This is a genomic window from Mycobacterium sp. (genome assembly GCF_049608025.1).
Classification (GTDB): domain Bacteria; phylum Actinomycetota; class Actinomycetes; order Mycobacteriales; family Mycobacteriaceae; genus Mycobacterium.
Genome location: NZ_JBMYXC010000014.1, coordinates 49216 through 68172, shown reverse-complemented (window position 1 = coordinate 68172; position 18957 = coordinate 49216). Strand labels below are relative to the sequence as shown.

Annotated in this window: 18 protein-coding genes; 6 read left to right on the top strand and 12 right to left on the bottom strand. The window is 66.0% G+C overall.

The features are described from left to right. A partial coding sequence (locus ACPGXI_RS07400) for a carbohydrate-binding domain-containing protein (RefSeq protein WP_526651354.1) occupies nt 1-1705 on the top strand: 1705 nt, incomplete at its 5' end. 21 nt (nt 1706-1726) lie between these two features. On the opposite strand, the gene ACPGXI_RS07395 is transcribed toward ACPGXI_RS07400, so the two are convergent. Next, nucleotides 1727-2170, bottom strand: a complete 444-nt coding sequence (locus ACPGXI_RS07395; protein ID WP_526651352.1) for a DoxX family protein — start codon at nt 2168-2170, stop codon at nt 1727-1729. An 83-nt stretch (nt 2171-2253) separates the two neighbouring features. Beyond that, on the bottom strand, nt 2254-3690 hold the full coding sequence (gene glnA, locus ACPGXI_RS07390; RefSeq protein WP_526651350.1) for a type I glutamate--ammonia ligase: 1437 nt from the start codon (nt 3688-3690) through the stop codon (nt 2254-2256). A 147-nt stretch (nt 3691-3837) separates the two neighbouring features. Between glnA and ACPGXI_RS07385 the strand changes: the two genes are divergently transcribed. Continuing rightward, nucleotides 3838-4314: an RDD family protein gene (locus ACPGXI_RS07385; protein ID WP_526651348.1), complete on the top strand. Its 477-nt coding sequence runs from the start codon at nt 3838-3840 to the stop codon at nt 4312-4314. A 5-nt stretch (nt 4315-4319) separates the two neighbouring features. On the opposite strand, the gene ACPGXI_RS07380 is transcribed toward ACPGXI_RS07385, so the two are convergent. The 6 genes from ACPGXI_RS07380 to sucB are packed head-to-tail and all read right to left on the bottom strand — an operon-like array spanning nt 4320 to nt 11315. Next, nucleotides 4320-6164: an amidohydrolase gene (locus ACPGXI_RS07380; protein ID WP_526651346.1), complete on the bottom strand. Its 1845-nt coding sequence runs from the start codon at nt 6162-6164 to the stop codon at nt 4320-4322. Between the two features lie 53 nt (nt 6165-6217). Further along, nucleotides 6218-6970 (bottom strand): DUF4191 family protein, encoded by a 753-nt coding sequence (locus tag ACPGXI_RS07375; protein ID WP_526651345.1) that lies wholly within the window; start codon nt 6968-6970, stop codon nt 6218-6220. 4 nt (nt 6971-6974) lie between these two features. Continuing rightward, nucleotides 6975-7937: a lipoyl synthase gene (lipA, locus tag ACPGXI_RS07370; RefSeq protein ID WP_526651343.1), complete on the bottom strand. Its 963-nt coding sequence runs from the start codon at nt 7935-7937 to the stop codon at nt 6975-6977. A 10-nt stretch (nt 7938-7947) separates the two neighbouring features. Then, nucleotides 7948-8646, bottom strand: a complete 699-nt coding sequence (gene lipB / locus ACPGXI_RS07365) for a lipoyl(octanoyl) transferase LipB (RefSeq protein WP_526651341.1) — start codon at nt 8644-8646, stop codon at nt 7948-7950. A 26-nt stretch (nt 8647-8672) separates the two neighbouring features. Next, on the bottom strand, nt 8673-9590 hold the full coding sequence (locus tag ACPGXI_RS07360) for a TIGR01777 family oxidoreductase (RefSeq protein WP_526651339.1): 918 nt from the start codon (nt 9588-9590) through the stop codon (nt 8673-8675). Nucleotides 9591-9596: 6 nt separating this feature from the next. After that, the gene (sucB, locus tag ACPGXI_RS07355) at nt 9597-11315 is read right to left on the bottom strand and encodes a 2-oxoglutarate dehydrogenase, E2 component, dihydrolipoamide succinyltransferase (protein ID WP_526651337.1); all 1719 of its coding nucleotides are present in this window, start codon (nt 11313-11315) and stop codon (nt 9597-9599) included. Nucleotides 11316-11478: 163 nt separating this feature from the next. Between sucB and ACPGXI_RS07350 the strand changes: the two genes are divergently transcribed. Beyond that, nucleotides 11479-11835, top strand: a complete 357-nt coding sequence (locus ACPGXI_RS07350) for an oxidoreductase (RefSeq protein ID WP_526651335.1) — start codon at nt 11479-11481, stop codon at nt 11833-11835. A gap of 268 nt (nt 11836-12103) precedes the next feature. Further along, nucleotides 12104-12469, top strand: coding sequence for a type II toxin-antitoxin system HicB family antitoxin (locus ACPGXI_RS07345; protein WP_526651333.1), 366 nt, complete (start codon nt 12104-12106; stop codon nt 12467-12469). 26 nt (nt 12470-12495) lie between these two features. On the opposite strand, the gene ACPGXI_RS07340 is transcribed toward ACPGXI_RS07345, so the two are convergent. After that, entirely contained in the window at nt 12496-14031 is a 1536-nt protein-coding gene (locus ACPGXI_RS07340) for a leucyl aminopeptidase (RefSeq protein WP_526651331.1), read from the bottom strand. A gap of 25 nt (nt 14032-14056) precedes the next feature. Here ACPGXI_RS07340 and gcvT point away from each other — a divergent pair, with 25 nt between their 5' ends. Beyond that, complete coding sequence (gene gcvT / locus ACPGXI_RS07335) at nt 14057-15196, top strand: glycine cleavage system aminomethyltransferase GcvT (protein ID WP_526651329.1); 1140 nt, start codon at nt 14057-14059, stop codon at nt 15194-15196. A 66-nt stretch (nt 15197-15262) separates the two neighbouring features. Beyond that, entirely contained in the window at nt 15263-16378 is a 1116-nt protein-coding gene (locus ACPGXI_RS07330) for a branched-chain amino acid aminotransferase (RefSeq protein WP_526651327.1), read from the top strand. Between the two features lie 7 nt (nt 16379-16385). Here the strand turns inward: ACPGXI_RS07330 and ACPGXI_RS07325 are convergent, their stop codons facing one another. From ACPGXI_RS07325 to ACPGXI_RS07315, 3 genes are read right to left on the bottom strand one after another with little or no spacing between them, the layout of a single operon-like run. Next, nucleotides 16386-17117 (bottom strand): adenosylcobinamide-GDP ribazoletransferase, encoded by a 732-nt coding sequence (locus ACPGXI_RS07325; protein WP_526651325.1) that lies wholly within the window; start codon nt 17115-17117, stop codon nt 16386-16388. Next, nucleotides 17114-18154, bottom strand: coding sequence for a nicotinate-nucleotide--dimethylbenzimidazole phosphoribosyltransferase (gene cobT, locus ACPGXI_RS07320; RefSeq protein WP_526651323.1), 1041 nt, complete (start codon nt 18152-18154; stop codon nt 17114-17116). The genes ACPGXI_RS07325 and cobT overlap by 4 nt, the downstream gene beginning before the upstream one ends. 8 nt (nt 18155-18162) lie before the next feature. Beyond that, on the bottom strand, nt 18163-18873 hold the full coding sequence (locus tag ACPGXI_RS07315) for a DUF3043 domain-containing protein (protein ID WP_526651321.1): 711 nt from the start codon (nt 18871-18873) through the stop codon (nt 18163-18165). Between the last annotated feature and the right edge of the window lie 84 nt (nt 18874-18957).

The window sequence follows — 18957 nt, the reverse complement described above, 5'->3', positions numbered from 1 at the left end:
CGCTGCCGCTGCGGCTGATGCTGCCGCTGCCGAGGAGTCCGCCAAATCCATTAGCAGTGCCATTTCACTGGCGGAGCCGCCTAGCGTGATCAATGCTGTGGCTGAGCCTCCGAGCCCCTCGGTCAGCACAGCGACTCTCGATGCGGTGTTGGCGTCCCCGGCGGTGAGTGTTGATCCAGTTTCCCCAGCCACTCCCACGCAGAGCGCGATCGCGCTGGGACTGTTGGCTTCAGCGCGCCCGCCCGATGATTCCGGGTCCGAGGTCGCAACGGCGGCTGCTGCGGCTCAGACCGCCAACGTAGCCGCCGTAGCAGCGGTCGCAGATGCGGACACCGCCTCGCCGGGAGCGGCTGAGGTCGTCATCGAGGCAGACTCCATGACCATCTCCCCCTGGCAGAACGGGAGTACCTATTCCGACGCCGATGCTTCCGGCGGTAGCGCGTTGCTGCTGTCGAAGAGATCATCGGCCACAACAAGCGTCGAGCTTCCGGACTTCACCAGCCTGGTGATTCGCGCGAAGGGGGACCAATTCCGCGGCGCGCCGAAGATGGTTGTCTATCTTGACGGCAAACGCTTGTCGAAGATCTCGGTGCCCTCCGCAGAGTGGACCGATTACACGATTCCCGTGGAGGGTTCAGCGGGACTGCACACGGTGAAAATCAGATTCGTCAACGATCGTTACAGTCGAAGGTGGGGCGACCGAAACCTTCGACTCGACACCGTCACGGTGGTCCCGGCAGTGGTGGTTGAGCCGCCGCCGCCGCCTCCGCCGCCTCCACCCCCGCCGCCGAGTACCGTTCCTGATTTCTTCCAAGCCGCCGACTGGCTGTGGGACCCGATCTCCGCAGACCCGGTGCTAGCCGACGACAGTGCGACCTGGGTGAGTTACTTCTCTGACCCGGAAGCGGAACGCGTGGCGAACATGTACCAGTTCTCGGTGGCCATGGTCTCCATGGACGAGGTCACCAGCGATACGCCCCGATATGATGTCGACCTGACTCGGCCGTGGGGCAGCGATCCGTTCGGTAGCCTCACGGTGCCTATTCCCGAGGGAACCCGAATCCCCCCTGGCTCGGATGGCCATCTTGCGGTATTGGATCCCACCACGGGAACCGCGTTCGGTCTTTGGAAGGCCAGCTATGACAGTGTCACCGACACGTGGTCCGGTGCCTGGGGAGGCGTGTCAGCACTCGATGGCGACGGAGTCGACGTGTCGGGCTCAGCGACGGCAACGAACTTGTCGCGGTACGCCGGGGTCGTCACCGCCGAAGAGTTCAGTGCGGCGGTTGCAGCCAACACCGGGATCAACCACGCGCTGACCTTCTCCACCGACATCGCCGGTCCGGACTTTGTCGGCCCTGCGACGAAGTCGGATGGCCAGAATCCCGCCGGGGTCGCCGTTCCCATACCGGAGGGCTATCGCATCCAACTAGACCCGTCGATCGATGTCGACGCGATTCCCGGCATCACGGCCGGCGAGAAGGTCATTGCCAAGACCTTGCAGACTCACGGCGCCTACGTAGTAGACCAAGGCGGCGCACGCATGGGGTTCGGCTTCGAACTGCTTGATGATGCGACGGCCAACAACCCAGGCTCGGTATGGGCCGACGCCGGATTGGCCTGGGATTACTACGACATGGACGCCATCCCGTGGTCACAGCTGAGGGTTATCGCCGCAGCGGAGGAGACGACAGTCTCGGTGTGACCGACGTCGCCGGGATGCGTCTCAGGTCCCCGGCTCCGCGGTTCCCCGACGCCGTGCGTCCACCGACCATGCGCCCGCGCCCATCGCCGCCAGCAGTAGAAACGCGAAGCAGTAAAGGATGGCCATCTCGCCGCCGTTGCCACCGTTGGAGAACGGCCAGAAACTGGCGGGTTCGCCGCCGAACCAATCCGTGTGCCGCCAGAAGTAGGCCACGGCCATTTGGCCGGCGCCGATCAGGGCCGCGATGCGGGTAAGAAACCCGACGGTGATCAGTATCCCGATAACCACTTCGATCAGGCCCGCCCACCAGAAGGGCCAGTTCAAGACGGGGACCGCCTCGCCCAGCGGCCAGCCGAACACCTTCATGGTGCCGTGCAGCGTGAACAGCAGACCGAACACGATGCGGAACACGCTCAGCATGGGGGAGGAGCAGCGAGCTAGTTGTGTGTCCAGTTTCTGGAGCATAGGGGGAGACTACCCCTGCGGAGCGCACCGATTTGGGCGTAGTTGGTCACGCTCACCGTGACCAACTACGCCGAAATCGCGACTCACACGTCGTAGTACAGCGAGAACTCGTAGGGGTGGGGACGGATCTGGATCGGCATGATCTCGTTCTCCCGCTTGTAGCTGATCCACGTCTCGATCAGGTCGGTGGTGAAAACGCCGCCCTCGGTGAGGTATTCGTGGTCCTCTTCGAGCTTGTCGATGACCGCGGCCAGCGAGGTCGGCGCCTGCGGGATGTTGGCGGCTTCCTCGGGCGGCAACTCGTAGAGGTCCTTGTCGACCGGCGCGATCGGCTCAATTTTCTTCTTGATGCCGTCGATGCCGGCCATCAGCATGGCCGCGAACGCCAGGTACGGGTTGCCCGAGCTGTCGGGGCAACGGAACTCGAGGCGCTTGGCCTTCGGGTTGTTGCCCGTGATCGGGATACGCACGCACGCGGAACGGTTGCGCTGGCTGTAGACCAGGTTGATCGGAGCCTCGTAGCCCGGAACCAGGCGCTTGTAGGAGTTCACCGTCGGGTTGGTGAACGCCAGCAGCGACGGCGCGTGGTGCAGGATGCCGCCGATGTAGTGGCGTGCCATGTCTGACAGGCCGGCATAGCCCGACTCGTCGTGGAACAGCGGCTTACCGTCCTTCCACAACGACTGGTGGGCATGCATGCCGGAGCCGTTGTCGCCGAACAGCGGCTTGGGCATGAACGTGACGGTCTTGCCGTTGGCCCATGCCGTGTTCTTGATGATGTATTTGAACAGCAACACATCGTCTGCGGCGTGCAGCAGGGTATTGAACTTGTAGTTGATCTCAGCCTGGCCTGCCGTGCCGACCTCGTGGTGGCCGCGCTCCAGGCTGAATCCAGCGTTGGTCAGGTTGGTCGACATCTCGTCGCGCAGGTCCACGTAGTGGTCGTACGGCGCGACGGGAAAGTAGCCGCCCTTGGGACGGACCTTGTATCCGAGGTTGGGGGAGCCGTCGGCTTCGAACGGTTCACCGGTGTTCCACCAGCCCGACTCGGAGTCGACCTCATAGAAGGTGCCGTTGATCTTCGAGTCGAAAGACACCGAGTCGAAGATGTAGAACTCAGCCTCGGCGCCGAAAAAGCAGGTATCGGCGATGCCGGTGCTGGTCAGGTAGTTCTCCGCTTTGCGGGCGACGTTGCGCGGGTCGCGCGAGTACGCCTCGCGGGTGAACGGATCGTGCACGAAGAAGTTGAGGTTGAGCGTCTTGGCAGCGCGGAACGGGTCTATGCGTGCGGTCTCGGGATCGGGCAACAACATCATGTCCGACTCGTGGATGGACTGGAACCCACGCACTGACGATCCGTCGAAAGCGAGGCCGTCGTCGAACACGCTCGCGTCGAACGCCGACGCCGGGATCGAGAAGTGCTGGACGACGCCAGGGAGGTCGCAGAATCGAATGTCGATGTACTCGACGTTCTCGTCCTTGATCTGCTTGATGATGTCGTCGGCGGTCTTTTCAGCCACTGATTGGTCTCCTTATATCTGTTCGGCCCGCGTTGACGCTAGGGATACGATGTTGCAGCGTCGTCAACCATATGTTGCGCCGAGGTTACGCATGCGTTGCCGGGTACTCCCGCCGGCAGCTCTGCGGCGGGCGCATATCCTTGCTGCATGGCCCGTGCGATTGGGTCCTGGCTATCGGGACCGGAACCCTCTGACTCCGGCGACCCCGATTCGCGCTCGGGTACTTACCCGGGCGAACGGCTCGGGCTCCCGCAGAACGGCTCTGGCTCGATCGCCCGCTTCGGCCGTCGTGTCGCTGCCCTCTGCGTGGACTGGCTGCTGGCCTATGGGCTGGCAGCGTTGGCGATGACGTTGGGGGTGGTGAGCCTGGCGTCCCTGTCCACCGCCGTCCTGGTCATCTGGCTGGTGCTCGGCGTCATCTCGGTGCCGTTGTTCGGCTTTACCCCCGGCCAGCTGGTGCTGGACCTCAAGGTGGTACCGGTCGGCGACCGCGCACGTGTGGGTTTTGGGCGGGCACTGGCTCGTGGCCTGCTGATCACCCTCGTCATCCCGGCCCTGTTCACCGACTCGGACCTGCGCGCTCTGCACGACCTGGCGACCAAGACCGTCGTAGTCAGGCGCTAGCAGTTTCACGCCTGGTGCAGAACCTGGCCGTTCATCATCGTCATCGTCACGGCCGCGCGGTGAATATCGTGGGGATCGATCTCGAATATGTTCTTGTCCAGCACGATCAGGTCGGCGAGCTTTCCGACCTCCACCGACCCGACTGAGGTGTCGAGCCGGATCTGGTAGGCGGCGCCCAGAGTGTTGGCGTACACCGCCTGCTCAACGGATAGTCGCTGATCGGCCGGGGCCAGCACGGCGGCTGAACCTCCCTGGTCGTCCTCGATCAGCTGGCGGGTGACACCGATCTGGATCGCATCCAGCGGCTTGTAGGTAGAGAAGTATCCGGCCGCAGGCCAGTCGGTGCCCAGCGAAATACGCCCGCCGGACCGGAGGACGGCCTGCGGCCGGTAGAACAGCTCCTGTCGCGGCCACCCGTAACGTGCTGCCATGTTCTCCAGCGAGGACGGATCGGCCGAAAGCCAGTTTGCGGAGAACTGGGCGATGACACCGAGCTCGCCGAAGCGCTGATTGTCGGGGTCCTCGACGTACACGAGGTGAGCCACGGTATGGCGCCGGTCTCGAGGTGGATTCGCCGCGATCGCCTGCTCTATGGAATCCAGCGCGGTGCGCGTGGTCCGTTCCCCGCACGCATGGATGTGCACGTCGAACCCCGCGGCGTCAACCTCGCCCACGATTTGGTGCCACTGCTGCACGGTGAACGGCGACCCGCCGGTTGAATCGGGTTTGTCCGCATAAGGCTCGATAAGCCAGGCGGTGTGGCCCTCCGGGGTGCCGTCGCCAATGATCTTGACGACGCCCACCTGCACCAGGTCGGTCGAGATCTGGTTGCGGATGTCGATCAGCTTGGCCACGGCATCATCGACGGGCGCCGACGTCACCATGCAGGAGGCGACGACGCGGAACGGTAGTGCGCCCCTTTCCTCGATATCGGCGTAAAGGCTGATCAGCTCGCTCTGGCCGGCGCCGATGGGCGGTACTCCGGCATCGAAGAGTGAGGTGATCCCCGCGGCGGAAGCTTGCGGTAACCACGACTCCAGCAGTGTCCCCATGGCCTCTGCCGAAATTGGCTCGACGGCGTTGACGACAGCGAGGAGCGCGTCCACCTCGAGCACGTGGCCGGTCGGGTCGCCATTGCGGTCCCGGACGTAGTAGCTGAAGCCTGGAATGGGGTCCGGGGTCTCGCGGGTGACCCCGGCGACCTCAAGCGCTTTGCTGTTCGCCCACAGGCTGTGTCCGTCGATGGCGAAGAAGAAGGCGGGCCGGTCGGGCAGCACCCGGTCGAGCTCGGCGCGGGTGGGCCCGTCGGGGCCGAACATATCTACCCGCCAGCCGAATCCGCGCACCGGACCGGTCGGATTGTTCTTTGCGTGCCGTTCGATGGCGGCCACCGCGTCGGCTCCCGTCGGCACCTGGAGGTCGACTCCGCAGGTCAGGAACGCCCCGAGAAAGGGATGGATATGGCCCTCGACGAAGCCCGGCATGAGCAGCTGACCGTTGAGGTCGATGACGTGTGTTGCGGGGCCGGCCAGCGCCATGGCCTCCGCCTCGTCACCGACGCAGGTGATCGTGTTGCCCGTCACCGCGACCGCTTGCGCCCACGGGGCAGGCCCGGCGACCGTATAGACGTGGCCGTTGCGAAACACGAAGTCGGCGGCGGTGCCCGGTGTCCCCGAACGAGTTTGGGCCGAACATGAACTTCCCGCGCTGCCCGCTGCCGCGCTGCCCGCTGCCGCGCTGCCCGCTGCCGCGCTGGCTGCGGCCCGCAGCGGCGGCCGGCGCGTGAGGTAGCCGCGGCTACCGCCCCCGAAGGCTGCGAAGTGCGGTGCCCATTGGCATGCAGTACACATCTGGTCCCCCGTTGTAGTCGGTCAGGACTCGCCCGCGATCACCCGCTGCCGGACTATTTTCGACGCACTGTCCGCTGCACTCCGCGCAGCTTGGCGCCGGTGGGCAGTGGGCCCTTCGGCATCGCCGCCGGGCCGACTTTGGTGCCCAGTGCCGCCAGCCGAGACTCGAGTGAGTCCATCTGCTTGACGGTGATGTTGGCCGGCAGCTTGGTGATGTGCCGCTCCAGCTTGGCCAGTGGCACTTCGCCCTCGCTGTTGCCGATGATGATGTTGTAGATCGGTACCTCGCCCACCAGACGGGCGGTGCGTTTCTTCTCCTGAGCCAGCAGCGGCCTCACTCGTGCGGGCGAACCCTCGCCGACGAAGATGACTCCCGGGCGTCCGATCACTCGGTGCACGGCATCGAAATGGCCGGTTGCCGCTACGCCCGGGGTGACTCGCCACTTGCCGCGCAAGTTCTCCAGCGCCCAAGCTGCGGCCCCCGTCTGACCTTCGGCCTTGCGATACACCGACTTCTGGGCGCGGCGGCCGAAGATGATGAAAGCCACCAGCGCGCCCAGCACCACGCCCAGCGGGATCATCATGAACGTCGTGAAACCGCCGGCAAAGATCCCGACTGCCACCGACGCGCCCACGATCAGCACAAACGCGCCGATCATGTACGGCAGCAGGCGCTTGTCCTCCTTGCGTTGCATCTTGAAGGCCTGCCACAGCTGGCTGCGGCGCTGCTTGGCAGCCGCTTTGCGGGTGGCCTTCGCCTCAGCCTTAGCTGCCTTGACTGCCGCGGGGTTGCGCGATTTCGCCATTAGTTCAGGATACGGAGTCTGATGTCGCCGCCGTCGCGACTCCGCCGGTTCGGGACGCGACGGTTTGGGTGTACAACCTGCCTGCCCGATACGAGGAGCGGACCAGTGGTCCGGCCAGCACGCCGGCGTAACCCAGCGACGCCGCGTAACGCTCGTGCTCGACGAACTCGTCGGGATGCACCCACCGCTCGACCGGGTGGTGGCGCGTCGACGGGCGCAGGTACTGGGTGATGGTGACGATGTCGCAACCGGCCTCGTGGAGATCCCGCAGCGCGGTGCGCACTTCTTCGGGCGTCTCGCCCATTCCGAGGATCAGGTTGCTCTTGGTCACCAATCCAGAATTACGGGCCATCGTGATCACCGAAAGGCTGCGTTCGTAGCGGAAACCGGGGCGTATCCGTTTGAAGATGCGCGGTACTGTCTCGATGTTGTGCGCCAACACTTCCGGGCGCGACTCGAAGACTTGGTCGAGCATCTCGGGTTCGGCGTTGAAGTCGGGTATTAGCAACTCCACGCCGGTGCTCGGGTTGACTGCCTTGATCTGACGGACCGTCTCGGCGTACAGCCAGGCGCCGCCGTCGGCTAGATCGTCCCGGGCCACACCCGTGACAGTGGCGTAGCGCAACTCCATCGCCTGCACACTCTCGGCCACCCGCCGCGGCTCGTCACGGTCCAGTTCGGCCGGCTTGCCGGTGTCGATCTGGCAGAAGTCGCAGCGCCGGGTGCACTGTTCGCCGCCGATCAGGAACGTGGCTTCGCGGTCTTCCCAGCACTCGAAGATGTTGGGACAGCCGGCTTCCTCGCACACGGTATGGAGACCCTCGCGGCGCACCAGCGATTTCAGTGCGGTGTATTCGGGGCCCATCTTGGCTCGAGTCTTGATCCACGGCGGCTTACGCTCGATCGGTGTCTGCGCGTTGCGGACCTCGAGTCGCAGCAGTTTGCGGTTACCGGGGTCGACGCTCACTTCAACGATTCTACTGCGTGTGCGCTGAGGTGGCCGTGGGGATACCGACACTGGGTAGTCGACCATCGAGCGCGTCACACACGGCGTCGGCGACCCGGTCGACCACGTGCTCGACACCCACGTGGCGGCCCAGTTCTGCGCTCAGCGACGTCACCCCGGCATCGGCGATGCCGCACGGCACGATAGATCCGAACGCGCTGAGGTCGCAGTCGCAGTTCAGCGCGAATCCGTGCAACGTGGTGGCCCGGGCTACTCTGACGCCGATCGCGCAGATCTTGCGCGCGGGTCGGCCGGTATCGCCGGCGACCCACACCCCGGACCGGCTCTCGACCCGCCCCGTCGGAAGGCCCAGATCGGCACATACCGCGATCAACGAATCCTCAAGTCGTCGGACGAATTGCACGACGTCGAGCGGTTCGGCAAGTCCGACTATCGGATATCCGACCAATTGCCCGGGGCCGTGCCAGGTGATCTTGCCGCCGCGGTCGGTTTCGATGACCGGCGTGCCGTCTGCGGGACGTTCATGGGTCAGGGTGCGCCGACCCGCGGTGTACACCGGTGGATGCTGGAGCAGCAGCAAGGTATCGGGACCGCCCGCGGCGCGGGCATCGGCAAGCTCGCGCTGCAGATCCCAAGCCGCCTGATAGCCGAGGGTGCCGAGTCGTCGGACCTGAATGGGTGCGCTTCCCGACCGGATCGACGCCGCCATGTAGACGACGCTACTCGTTGACTACGTCAATCGCCTGTGCGGGCGGTGGCGAAAGTGAGCGCCTCGCCGATGGTGTTGTGGTGGAACTGGAAACCTGTGCGCTCCAGCGCCGCGGGAATCGCACGCTGGCCGCCCAGCAGACCCTCGTCAGCGAACTCGCCGAGCACTGTGCTCAGTGCGAAGCCAGGGACCATCAACGGAGTCGGGCGATTCACGGTGCGCCCGAGTGCGGTGGTGAACTCGGCGTTGGTGACCGGCGCAGGCCCGGTGAAGTTAACCGGTCCGGCCAGGTCATCGTGGGTGATCGCGAACAGCAATGCGCGAACTTGGTCTTCGAGGCTGATCCAGGGCAGGTACTGGCGACCGTTGCCCAGTCGTGCGCCCAAGCCCAGCGAGAACAGCGGTTTGAGTTTGCTCAGGACGCCACCTGACGGTGCCATCACCAGGCCGGTGCGGGTCAACACCACCCGTACGCCGGCCTGCACCGCCCGCGCGGTCGCAGCCTCCCAGTCCACCGTGAGCTTGGCGAGGAAGTTCTGTCCGGGAGCGGCGCTCTCGTCGACCGGATGGCTGCCGGTATCGCCGTAGTAGCCGACAGCGCTCGCGTTGATCAGGACGGGAACCCCCGCGTCGACGACCGCGCTGGACAGCACCTCGGTGGGGCCGATACGGCTGTCGCGCAGGCTCTGTTTGAACGCGCCGGACCATCGCTTCTGGCCGACGTTCACCCCACACAGATTGACTACGGCGTCCACGCCGTGCAGCGCGCTCGGATCGAACTCGCCACTGTCTGGATTCCAGTACACATCATCGGCGTTCGACGGTGCCCGTCGCACGATGCGCAGTACCCGGCGATCGGTGGCGCGCAGCGCGTAGACCAGCGCGGTACCGATCAGACCGGAAGACCCCGCAACAGCGATGACTGGATCTGATGGCGTCGACACAGTTGCCTAAAGACCCAGATCTGCCTCGAACGCGCCTTCTTCAAGTCGACGTTTGATCGTGGTGACGAAGCGACCGGCATCGGCGCCGTCGATCAGGCGGTGGTCATAGGTCAGCGGCAGGTAGCACACCGACCGCACACCGATCGACTCATTGCCGAACTCGTCGACGATCACCCGCGGCCGCTTGACGATGGCACCGGTTCCCAGCATCGCCGCCTGCGGCGGAACCAGGATCGGGGTGTCGAACAGCGCGCCCTGGCTGCCGATGTTGGTGATGGTGAAGGTACCGCCGGACAGCTCGTCGGGCTTGAGGTCGCCGGAGCGGGCCCTGGCCGCGATGTCCCCGATGGCTCGCGCCAGCCCCCCCAGGGACAGGTCCCCGGCGTTCTTGATCACCGGTGAAAGCAAACCCTGCTCAGTGTCGACGGCAAAGCCGAGGTGCTCAGAGTCGTAGTAGGTGATCTCCTTGGCGTCCTCGTTGTAGCTGGCATTGACGTTCGGATGGATCTTCAAAGCGTCGATCACGGCCCTGGCGATGAACGGCAGATAGGTGAGGTTGACGCCCTCGCGCTCGGCGAACTTCGTCTTCGCCTTCGCCCGCAGGGACACGATCTTGGTCATGTCGACTTCGTGGGTCTGCGTCAATTGCGCTGTTGTCTGCAGCGATTCGCGCGTCTTCTTCGCGGTGATCTGACGAATCCGATTGGCCTTCTGCGTGGTTCCGCGCAGATGAGCCAGCGCTGCGTCTGGAGCCGGTGCCGCCTTCGCGGGCTCCGACGGCGCGGCGGGAGCTTGGGCGGCGGGCGCGGGCGTCTTCTCGGCGGCTGCGAGCACATCTTGTTTGCGGATGCGTCCGCCGACTCCGGTGCCCTTGACTTTGGCGAGGTCCACGCTGTTCTCGGTGGCCAACTTGCGCACCAGTGGGGTGACGTACGGGCTGCCGTCGCCACCCGAGGTCACCTCGGCCGCGGCCGGCGTGGGTTCGGGTTTGGGTTCCGGCTTGGGCGCCGCTGCGGGTTTTGGCTCGGGTTTTGGCTCGGGCTTGGGTGCCGGCTTGGGTGCCGATTGGGGCGCGGGCGCCGGTTCCGGCTCCGGTGCGGGTGCGCCGGCGCTGGCGGCTTCGCCGATCTTGGCCATCTCGCCGCCCACCTCGACGGTGTCGTCCTCCTCTGCGGTGATGGACAGCAGCGTGCCGGCGACCGGTGAAGGGATCTCGGTGTCTACCTTGTCGGTCGAGACCTCGACCAGCGGTTCATCGACCGCGACGCTGTCGCCGACTTTTTTCAGCCAGCGGGTCACGGTTCCCTCGGTGACGGACTCGCCCAATTCTGGCATCAGCACCGGAGTGGACGAACCCGCTGAACTCGCAGACTCCGGGGGGCTGGCAGCGGCCTTCGGTTCGGGTTCGGGCTCCGGCTCGGGTTCGGCCTGCGCTTCGGGCTCCGTGGCGGCGCCGCCGCCGCCACTGTCGCGGTCGGCGTCGGCACCGGCGTCGCCGATGACCGCCAACTCGCCGCCGACCTCCACGGTGTCGTCCTCCTGGGCGACGATCTTCGTCAGCACACCGGCGGCCGGGGAGGGGATCTCGGTGTCCACCTTGTCGGTCGAGACCTCCAGTAAGGGCTCATCCTCCTCGACTGTGTCACCCTCTTGCTTGAGCCAACGGGTGACGGTCCCCTCGGTAACGCTCTCGCCGAGTGCGGGCATCTGAACGGAGATGGCCATATGTCGTGGCTCCCTTGCACGGTCAGTCGCAGGTGGTTGAAGTGTCGCCGCCCATCCTGTCATGACTACCGTCGCGTTTCCTCGTAGACGCGGGTACTCGCCGCTCTGGCACTATCGAAAGAGGCAAAAACCAGCGAACGTAGGCCGGAAGGAGCAAACCCAGGTGGGACTGTTCGACAAGCTTCGTCGCCGGCGCGGCGGCGGTGGTACCGGCACCAGCGACCCGGCAGCAGACCTTCGTTACCTACGGAAGTGGGTGGCCGAGCACCGTGGCGTGGAGGCCTTTATCGAGCCGAAGACAACGGTCACCGAGGTCACCGTCGTCCTGGTCGCGGCTGACGGCGAGTGGACGCGGCGCAGGGCTGGAGGAGACTCCGGGGCTCGGCGCCTGTCCGACCGCCTCAAGATTCCGGTGTACGACGTCCAGAAAATCGGCTACCCGAAACGCATGCGCGACTACGACGCACGACAGCGGATCGAGCGCAAGCGCGCCCAGCGTGAGGAGTTCGATGGCCGATAGGTTCGATGGCCGATAGTTAGCGTCCGCTCGCGGCGCTGTCATGCGGGCCGCAACGTTGGTCTTGCGGGCCGCAACGTTGGTCTTGCGGGGCGGGGGTCTTGCCCTCACCCGGACTCAGGTGCTCCGGCGGAAGCGATATCGCATGCGATATCGCTTTCGGAGTTTGACCACCGGCCTGCTCCGGTGTCGCCTGTGCTGGATGTGAATGTCGAGGCTATGAGCGCGATTGGTGATCCATGCGGGCCTCGGATCGAGTTAGCGTTGAGGTGTGCCAGCTCCGGGGCCAGCAGAGGCCATCCGCTACACCTATCGTGTCGAATGGTCGTCCAGAAGCGGGCAGTACGTCGCCCGCTGCCTGGAGTTACCGCGTGTGTCAGGCTCGGCGCCCACCGCGCCTGAGGCTATGGCCTGCGCCGAGAAGGCAGTGAGCGAAGACCTTGTGCAGATGGACGAGTTGTTCGGCGGCGAGCCGCCAACACCGCTCACCGAGCACAACTTCAGCGGGACCTTCCTCGTTCGCACGTCACAGGAATTGCATGCGCGGTTGACGATCGAGGCTGCCGAGCAGCACGTGTCGCTCAACCAGTGGATCGTTCAAAAGCTTGCCAACCGGCCCCCATCACTGGATTGGTGAGCCTGAGCAACTCCAGATCGGACGCGCTAGCCGTTCTCGCTGATGTCTTCCAGTACTGCGAACATGGTGCGCGTCGGTACCCCGGTGCCGCCTTTCGGCGTGTAGCCCCATGGCCCGCCCGAGTTGTACGCGGGGGTCGCGACGTCAATATGCGCCCACTGGACGCCTTCGGCGACGAACTCCCGCAGGTAGGTGCCGGCAACCAGCATGCCCGCGAAGCGAGAACCGCTCACATTGGCCAGGTCAGCCACCGTGGACTTGAGGTCGTCCTTCAACTCCTCGGGAAGTGGCATCGCCCAGGCGTTCTCGCCGATGCCCTGAGAGATCTCGGCGACGCGGTCGCGGAACTCGTCGCTGCCCATCACGCCGGGGGTGCGAGAACCCAGCGCCACCATCTGGGCGCCCGTCAGGGTCGAAGTCTCGATCAAGTAGTCGGGGCCGTCTTCGCAGGCCCGCACAATCGCGTCAGCCAGGATCAGTCGTCCCTCGGCGTCGGTGTTGAGCACCTCGACGGTGATTCCACCGTATTGAGTCAACACATCGCCGGGCCGCTGCGCGGTGGACGACGGCATGTTCTCGGCCATCGGCACGGTCGCAACCACGTCGATCGGCAGCCGTCGTCGGGCCGCCAGCACCACCGTTGCGATGACGGCGGCAGCACCGCCCATGTCCGAGGTCATGTGGTGCATGTTGGCGGCTGGCTTGATCGAGATGCCGCCGGTGTCGAAGGTGACTCCCTTGCCGACCAGCGCCACCTTCCTTGCGCTCTTGCTCTTGGCCCCCTTGTACTTCAGCCGTACGAGTCGGGGCGGCCGGGACGACCCCTTGCCCACGCCGATGATCCCGCCGTAACCCTGCTTGGCGAGGGTCTTGTCATCGAGCACCTCGACCTCCAATCCGGCGCTATCTCCCAACGCTTTTGCGCGCTTGGCGAATTCGACCGGATGTAGGTGGCTGGGCGGGGTGTTCACGAAGTCTCGAGCAGTCGCGACGGCAGTTCCTATCGCCTCGGCCCGAGCCGCCGCCTCCTTGGTTGGCGACCTCGTGTCGGGTGTGAGCGCGGTGATCTTGCGCAATCCCGGGTCCTTCGGAGCAGTTTTGGCGCTGCGAAACTCGGTGAACCGGTAGGCGCCCAGAATCAGCCCCTCGATGGCCGCCTCCAAGTCGATATCCGACAGCGTGGTGAACGCGGTCTCGACCCCGCTCAGCGAGCGCGCGGCCGCACCGGCAGCCCGGCGGATCATCTCGGCCGGCCATTCGTCGCGACGCTTGCCGAGTCCCACGGCCAGCACGCTGTCGAACGGCAGCGACGGCGCCACCACCCGGGTCAACTGCTCGGCGCCGCCCTTGGCGTCGAGCGCCTCCAGGGCGACCTCGATCTCCCCGACGGCCTCGGCGTCCAGATACGGATTGGCGACCACGGTGGCTCTGGCGTCAGCGCTATCGACGTCGTCGGCGGCCGCCACAACGGGCACGATCAGTACCGAGGAGGCAACCCTGCGCTTGGGTAGCGTGCTCGCGACGGTGACGGCGGGGGACTGGTAACCGGCTGGTGTGCTCACGAGGAATCACCCTAATGGGCCACTAGTGTGGTGTGCCGTGAGTGACAACCCAAAGCAGGGCCCATTGGAGCACCGTCATCGCGAACTCGGTGCGAGCTTCGCCGAGTTCGGCGGCTGGCTCATGCCGGTGTCCTATGCCGGTACGGTCTCCGAGCACACCGCCACCCGAACGACGGTCGGTCTTTTCGACGTGAGCCATCTCGGGAAGGCGCTGGTGCAGGGTCGGGGGGCGGCAGAGTTCGTGAACTCCGCGTTCACCAACGACCTGGGTCGCATCGGTCCGGGAAAGGCGCAGTACACGCTGTGCTGCACCGACTCGGGCGGCGTGATCGACGACCTGATCGCCTACTACGTCTCCGACGACGAGATCTTCCTGGTCCCCAACGCGGCGAACACGGCCGCGGTCGTCGCTGCGCTGCAGGGGCGCGCGCCTGCAGGCCTGACCATCACCGACGAGCACCGCTCACGCGCCGTGCTGGCAGTGCAGGGCCCGAAGTCAGCCGAGGTCGTCGGAAGCCTGGGTCTGCCCACCGAGATGGACTACATGGCCTACGCCGACGCGGCGTTCGGCGGCGTTGACGTGCGGGTATGCCGTACCGGCTACACCGGGGAGCACGGCTACGAGTTGCTGCCACTGTGGGATCAGGCCGTGCCGCTGTTCGACGCACTGGTCGAGGCGGTCGCCGCGGCCGGCGGCGAACCGGCCGGACTCGGCGCGCGTGACACCCTTCGCACCGAGATGGGCTATCCGCTGCACGGACACGAGTTGTCCCCGGACATCTCACCGCTGCAGGCGCGGTGCGGCTGGGCGGTCGGATGGCGCAAGGATAGGTTCTGGGGTCGCGCGGCGCTGCTCGCCGAGAAGGAAGCCGGACCCCGGCGGACGCTGCGCGGATTGCGGGCGACCGGACGCGGCGTCTTGCGCGAGGGTCTCACCGTTCTTGGCAGCGCTCAAGGCAGCGAGGGAGCCCAAGACGATCCCACACCGATCGGGATCACCACATCGGGAACGTTCTCTCCGACACTGAAAGCCGGTATCGCGCTGGCCCTGCTCGACAGTGCGGCCGAGGTCGCCGACGGGCAACAGGTAGTCGTCGACGTGCGCGGCCGCATGGTCGGCTGCGAAGTGGTCAAGCCCCCGTTCATCGACCCGCGGACTCGATGAGCAGCCACGTCGGAGGCTGTCGGGCAGCCAATGATCACCGGGCTTGGCGGCTATACAATCTCGGTCATGACTGAAGGCCTCGAGTTCACCGTCGAGCGCAACGCGAATCCGGCGAGCGACGAGGTGCGGACCGAGATCCTGTCGAATCCAGGATTCGGCATGTTCCACACCGACCACATGGTCTCGATCGACTACACCGTCGATCAGGGGTGGCACGACGCGAAAGTCCTTCCCTACGGCCCGATAGAACTCGATCCGTCGGCGATCGTTCTGCACTACGCGCAGGAAGTCTTCGAAGGATTGAAGGCTTATCGCTGGACCGACGGCGCCATTGTGTCTTTCCGGCCCGAAGCCAACGCTGCTCGACTGCGGACGTCGGCGCGGCGACTGGCCATTCCAGAGTTGCCGCCGGAGTTGTTCATCGAGTCGCTGCGAAGATTGATCGCCGTAGACGAGTCGTGGGTCCCACCTCCCGGCGGCGAGGAATCGTTGTATCTGCGGCCGTTCATCTTCGGCACCGAGCCCGGCCTGGGTGTTCGTCCGGCCAACGAGTATCGCTACCTCGTGATCGGGTCACCAGCGGGTGCCTACTTCCCCCGCGGCATCAAGCCTGTCAGCGTGTGGTTGTCCACTGAGTACGTGCGGGCCAGCCCCGGCGGTACCGGAGCGGCCAAGTTCGGCGGGAACTACGCCGCCTCGCTGCTGGCGCAGGCCGAGGCCGCCGGCCAAGGCTGTGATCAGGTGGTGTGGCTGGACGCGATCGAACGCAGATATGTCGAGGAAATGGGCGGCATGAACCTGTTCTTCGTGTTCGGCAGCGGGGGCACCGCCCGTCTGGTGACGCCCGAGCTATCTGGCTCACTCCTGCCGGGCATCACCCGGGATTCGTTGCTGCAGTTGGCTTCTGATGCAGGCTTCACGGTCGAAGAACGCAAGATCGATGTCGACGAATGGCAGAAGAAGGCTGCTGCAGGTGAGATCACCGAGGTATTCGCCTGTGGTACCGCGGCGGTCATCACCCCGGTGTCCCACGTCAAGCACGGCCTCGGGGATTCGGCTGGCGAATTCACCATCGCTGATGGTGAGCCTGGCGAGATCACCATGGCGCTGCGCGACACGCTCACCGGCATCCAGCGTGGCACCTTTGCCGACACGCATGGGTGGATGGCTCGGCTCAGTTGAGCCGTTTCTAGCCGATCGCCATCCCGACCGCGGCGACCGTGGTCGTCACCTCGACCGCGGCGCCCAGCACATCGCCGGTGATGCCGCCGAATCTGCGCACGCAGTGTGCAACCAGTGCGACGCTGCACGTGAGCGCGATGAGCACCACCAGTGGACCCTGCCAGCGGTGCGCACACGCGGGGATTGCCATGGCGGTCACCGCGAGCGTCCAGGCGCCGACTATCCAGAGGGGCTGGGTGCCCGCGACTCGCCCGCCCAAGACGCTGCCGACGGCCGCCGGAACCGATCGGCGGCACGCGGCCACAGCGGCCACCCGGCCGGCGGCAACCGCGACAAGCACCGCCAGCCAGTTGGTGTGCGCGAAGGCGAGGGCCTGCAGCAGGATCGTCACGACCACGGCGGCGGCACCGAACGGCCCCGCCGAGCCATCGCGCATCACGGCCAACGCCCGCTCCGGCGGGCCATAGCAACCGAGCGCGTCGGCAGTGTCCGACAGGCCGTCGATGTGCAGGCCGCGGGTGGTCGCAATCAGCGCTGCCACCGCCAGCACCCCCGCCAGTGCGCTGCCGTCGCCGAACGCCTGCGTGCCGATCCACAGCACCGCGGCGGTCAGTGCGCCCAGCGCCACTCCGGCGACCGGAAGCGCGGTCAACACGCCTCGGCCAACGCTCGTTTTGACCGCTGCCGGGGTGGGCAAAACCGTCGCTAGCGCGAAAGCGCCTGCGACAGAACGGATCATGTATCGATACCAGCTTCTTCGAAAGTTGCCATCGATGCAAGAGTGCCTACAGCGGCGCGCAGGACCGGTAGCGCAACCAACGCTCCGGTCCCTTCGCCCAGGCGCATGCCGAGGTCGACAATGGGATCCAATTCCAGGTCGCGCAGCGCCAGCGAATGCGCGGGCTCGGTCGAGCGGTGCCCGGCACGCCACCACTGTTTCGCGCCGGGCGCAAGTCGTTCGGCCGCCAGCGCTGCGGCCGTCACCACGACGCCGTCCAGCAGCACGGGGGTGCGCCGCACCGCAGACTGCGCGCAGAATCCGGTGATTGCCGCCAGGTCCGCACCACCGCAAATCCTCAGCAACGCAATAGGATCGGCGGAGAGCCCGCGTGCCCGGTACAGGGCGTCGCGAACCGCGGCGGTCTTGCGCGCCCAACCGGCGTCATCGATTCCGGTGCCTCTGCCGACCGCGGCGACCGGCTCAGTTTCGGTGAGTGCAGCGATGAGCGCGGTCGCGGGCGTGGTGTTCGCGATCCCCATGTCGCCGGCGATCAGCAGATCGGCCCCGGCGTCCACCTCCTCGTCGGCGACCTGTCGCCCGGCATCGACCGCTTCGATCACCTCATCGGCCGTCAAGGCGTCGGTGTTGGCGATGTTTCCGCTGGCGCGCCGTATCTTGTGGGAGCCGATCGAGGGGGTCAGCGGTTCGGCAGTGTCGACTGCGATATCGACGACTCGGACTCCGGCGCCCGCTAAGGCGGCGAGCACGTTGACCGCAGCGCCACCGGCGCCGAAGTTCGCCACCATCGCGGCCGTGATTTCGGCGGGGTACGCGGACACACCTACGGCGGACACACCGTGATCCCCGGCGAACACCACCACCCGTGCCCGCTCGAATTGCTTTGGGGGGCAGGTGCCCTGACATGCCGCCACCCAGACGGAGAGTTCTTCAAGGCGGCCCAGCGCGCCGGGGGGCTTGGTCAACGTAGCCTGCCGATCCCGGGCGGCGGCCGCGGCGGGCGCATCAGGCGGGGAAATCGCGGGAAAGTGCGTCACTGACGGCGTCACACGACGCGGGTGCCGCGTTCGACCTGAGGCCGCGGTGCGCGCATCCGGCGCAATTGCGAGGCACGGCTGGCGGCGTAGAAGCCAAGCTTCCAACCGGACTCGCTGTCTTCTCCGAACTTCTCGTCCGCCAGCCGGTTGACCTTGCGCCCCAGCACGAAGCCGTCGATGACCATGATCAACACCAGCACGAGCATTGCCGGTGATAACAGTTGCTGCACCTGTACCGAGGGCACCGCCAGCATGACAAAGACCAGGCCGAGTGCCGACGGCATGAACAGGCCGAGCAGATTGCGCCGCGAATCCACCACGTCGCGCACATAGCGGCGCACCGGTCCCTGGTCCCGGGGCAGCAGGTAGGCGGCCTCACCGGACATCATCCGCTCCCGGCGCTCCGACATGGTCGTGCGACGCTCCGCGCGCTGCGCCTTCTTCTCCTCGCGGGACAGCTTCGGGCCGCCCAGTGCCTTGCGGCGTCGCCGTGCCTCTGCGCTAGTCAACGGGGCGGGCGCGACCGGGCCGCGCTTGCGGCTCGCCGCACTGCGCTTCGGCGTCGGCTTGCCCTTGGGGGCCGTGGTCGCGCGTTGGTTGGACGAGCGGGCAGGCGTGCCATCGGCGGAGTCGGTGGGCATTTGGTGCCCTTCGTCCCCAGCACCCCCGTCATCCCGTGAACCCTCGGAATCGTCTTTCTTGCGGCCCAGCAATTTCACACTGCCAGGTTACTTCGCCGGCCCTGTCGGCGGACCGGCGAGGCCAACCCGTCCCCGCATGCGGTTCGGCGCCGGAGGCCCTAG

Bases quoted from the DNA above. Each gene is read 5' to 3' on its own strand.
- ACPGXI_RS07395 (WP_526651352.1), bottom strand. From the start codon at position 2,170: ATGCTCCAGAAACTGGACACACAACTAGCTCGCTGCTCCTCCCCCATG.
- ACPGXI_RS07375 (WP_526651345.1), bottom strand. From the start codon at position 6,970: ATGGCGAAATCGCGCAACCCCGCGGCAGTCAAGGCAGCTAAGGCTGAG.
- ACPGXI_RS07380 (WP_526651346.1), bottom strand. From the start codon at position 6,164: ATGTGTACTGCATGCCAATGGGCACCGCACTTCGCAGCCTTCGGGGGC.
- sucB (WP_526651337.1), bottom strand. From the start codon at position 11,315: ATGGCCATCTCCGTTCAGATGCCCGCACTCGGCGAGAGCGTTACCGAG.
- lipB (WP_526651341.1), bottom strand. From the start codon at position 8,646: ATGGCGGCGTCGATCCGGTCGGGAAGCGCACCCATTCAGGTCCGACGA.
- ACPGXI_RS07325 (WP_526651325.1), bottom strand. From the start codon at position 17,117: ATGATCCGTTCTGTCGCAGGCGCTTTCGCGCTAGCGACGGTTTTGCCC.
- ACPGXI_RS07330 (WP_526651327.1), top strand. From the start codon at position 15,263: ATGACTGAAGGCCTCGAGTTCACCGTCGAGCGCAACGCGAATCCGGCG.
- ACPGXI_RS07385 (WP_526651348.1), top strand. From the start codon at position 3,838: ATGGCCCGTGCGATTGGGTCCTGGCTATCGGGACCGGAACCCTCTGAC.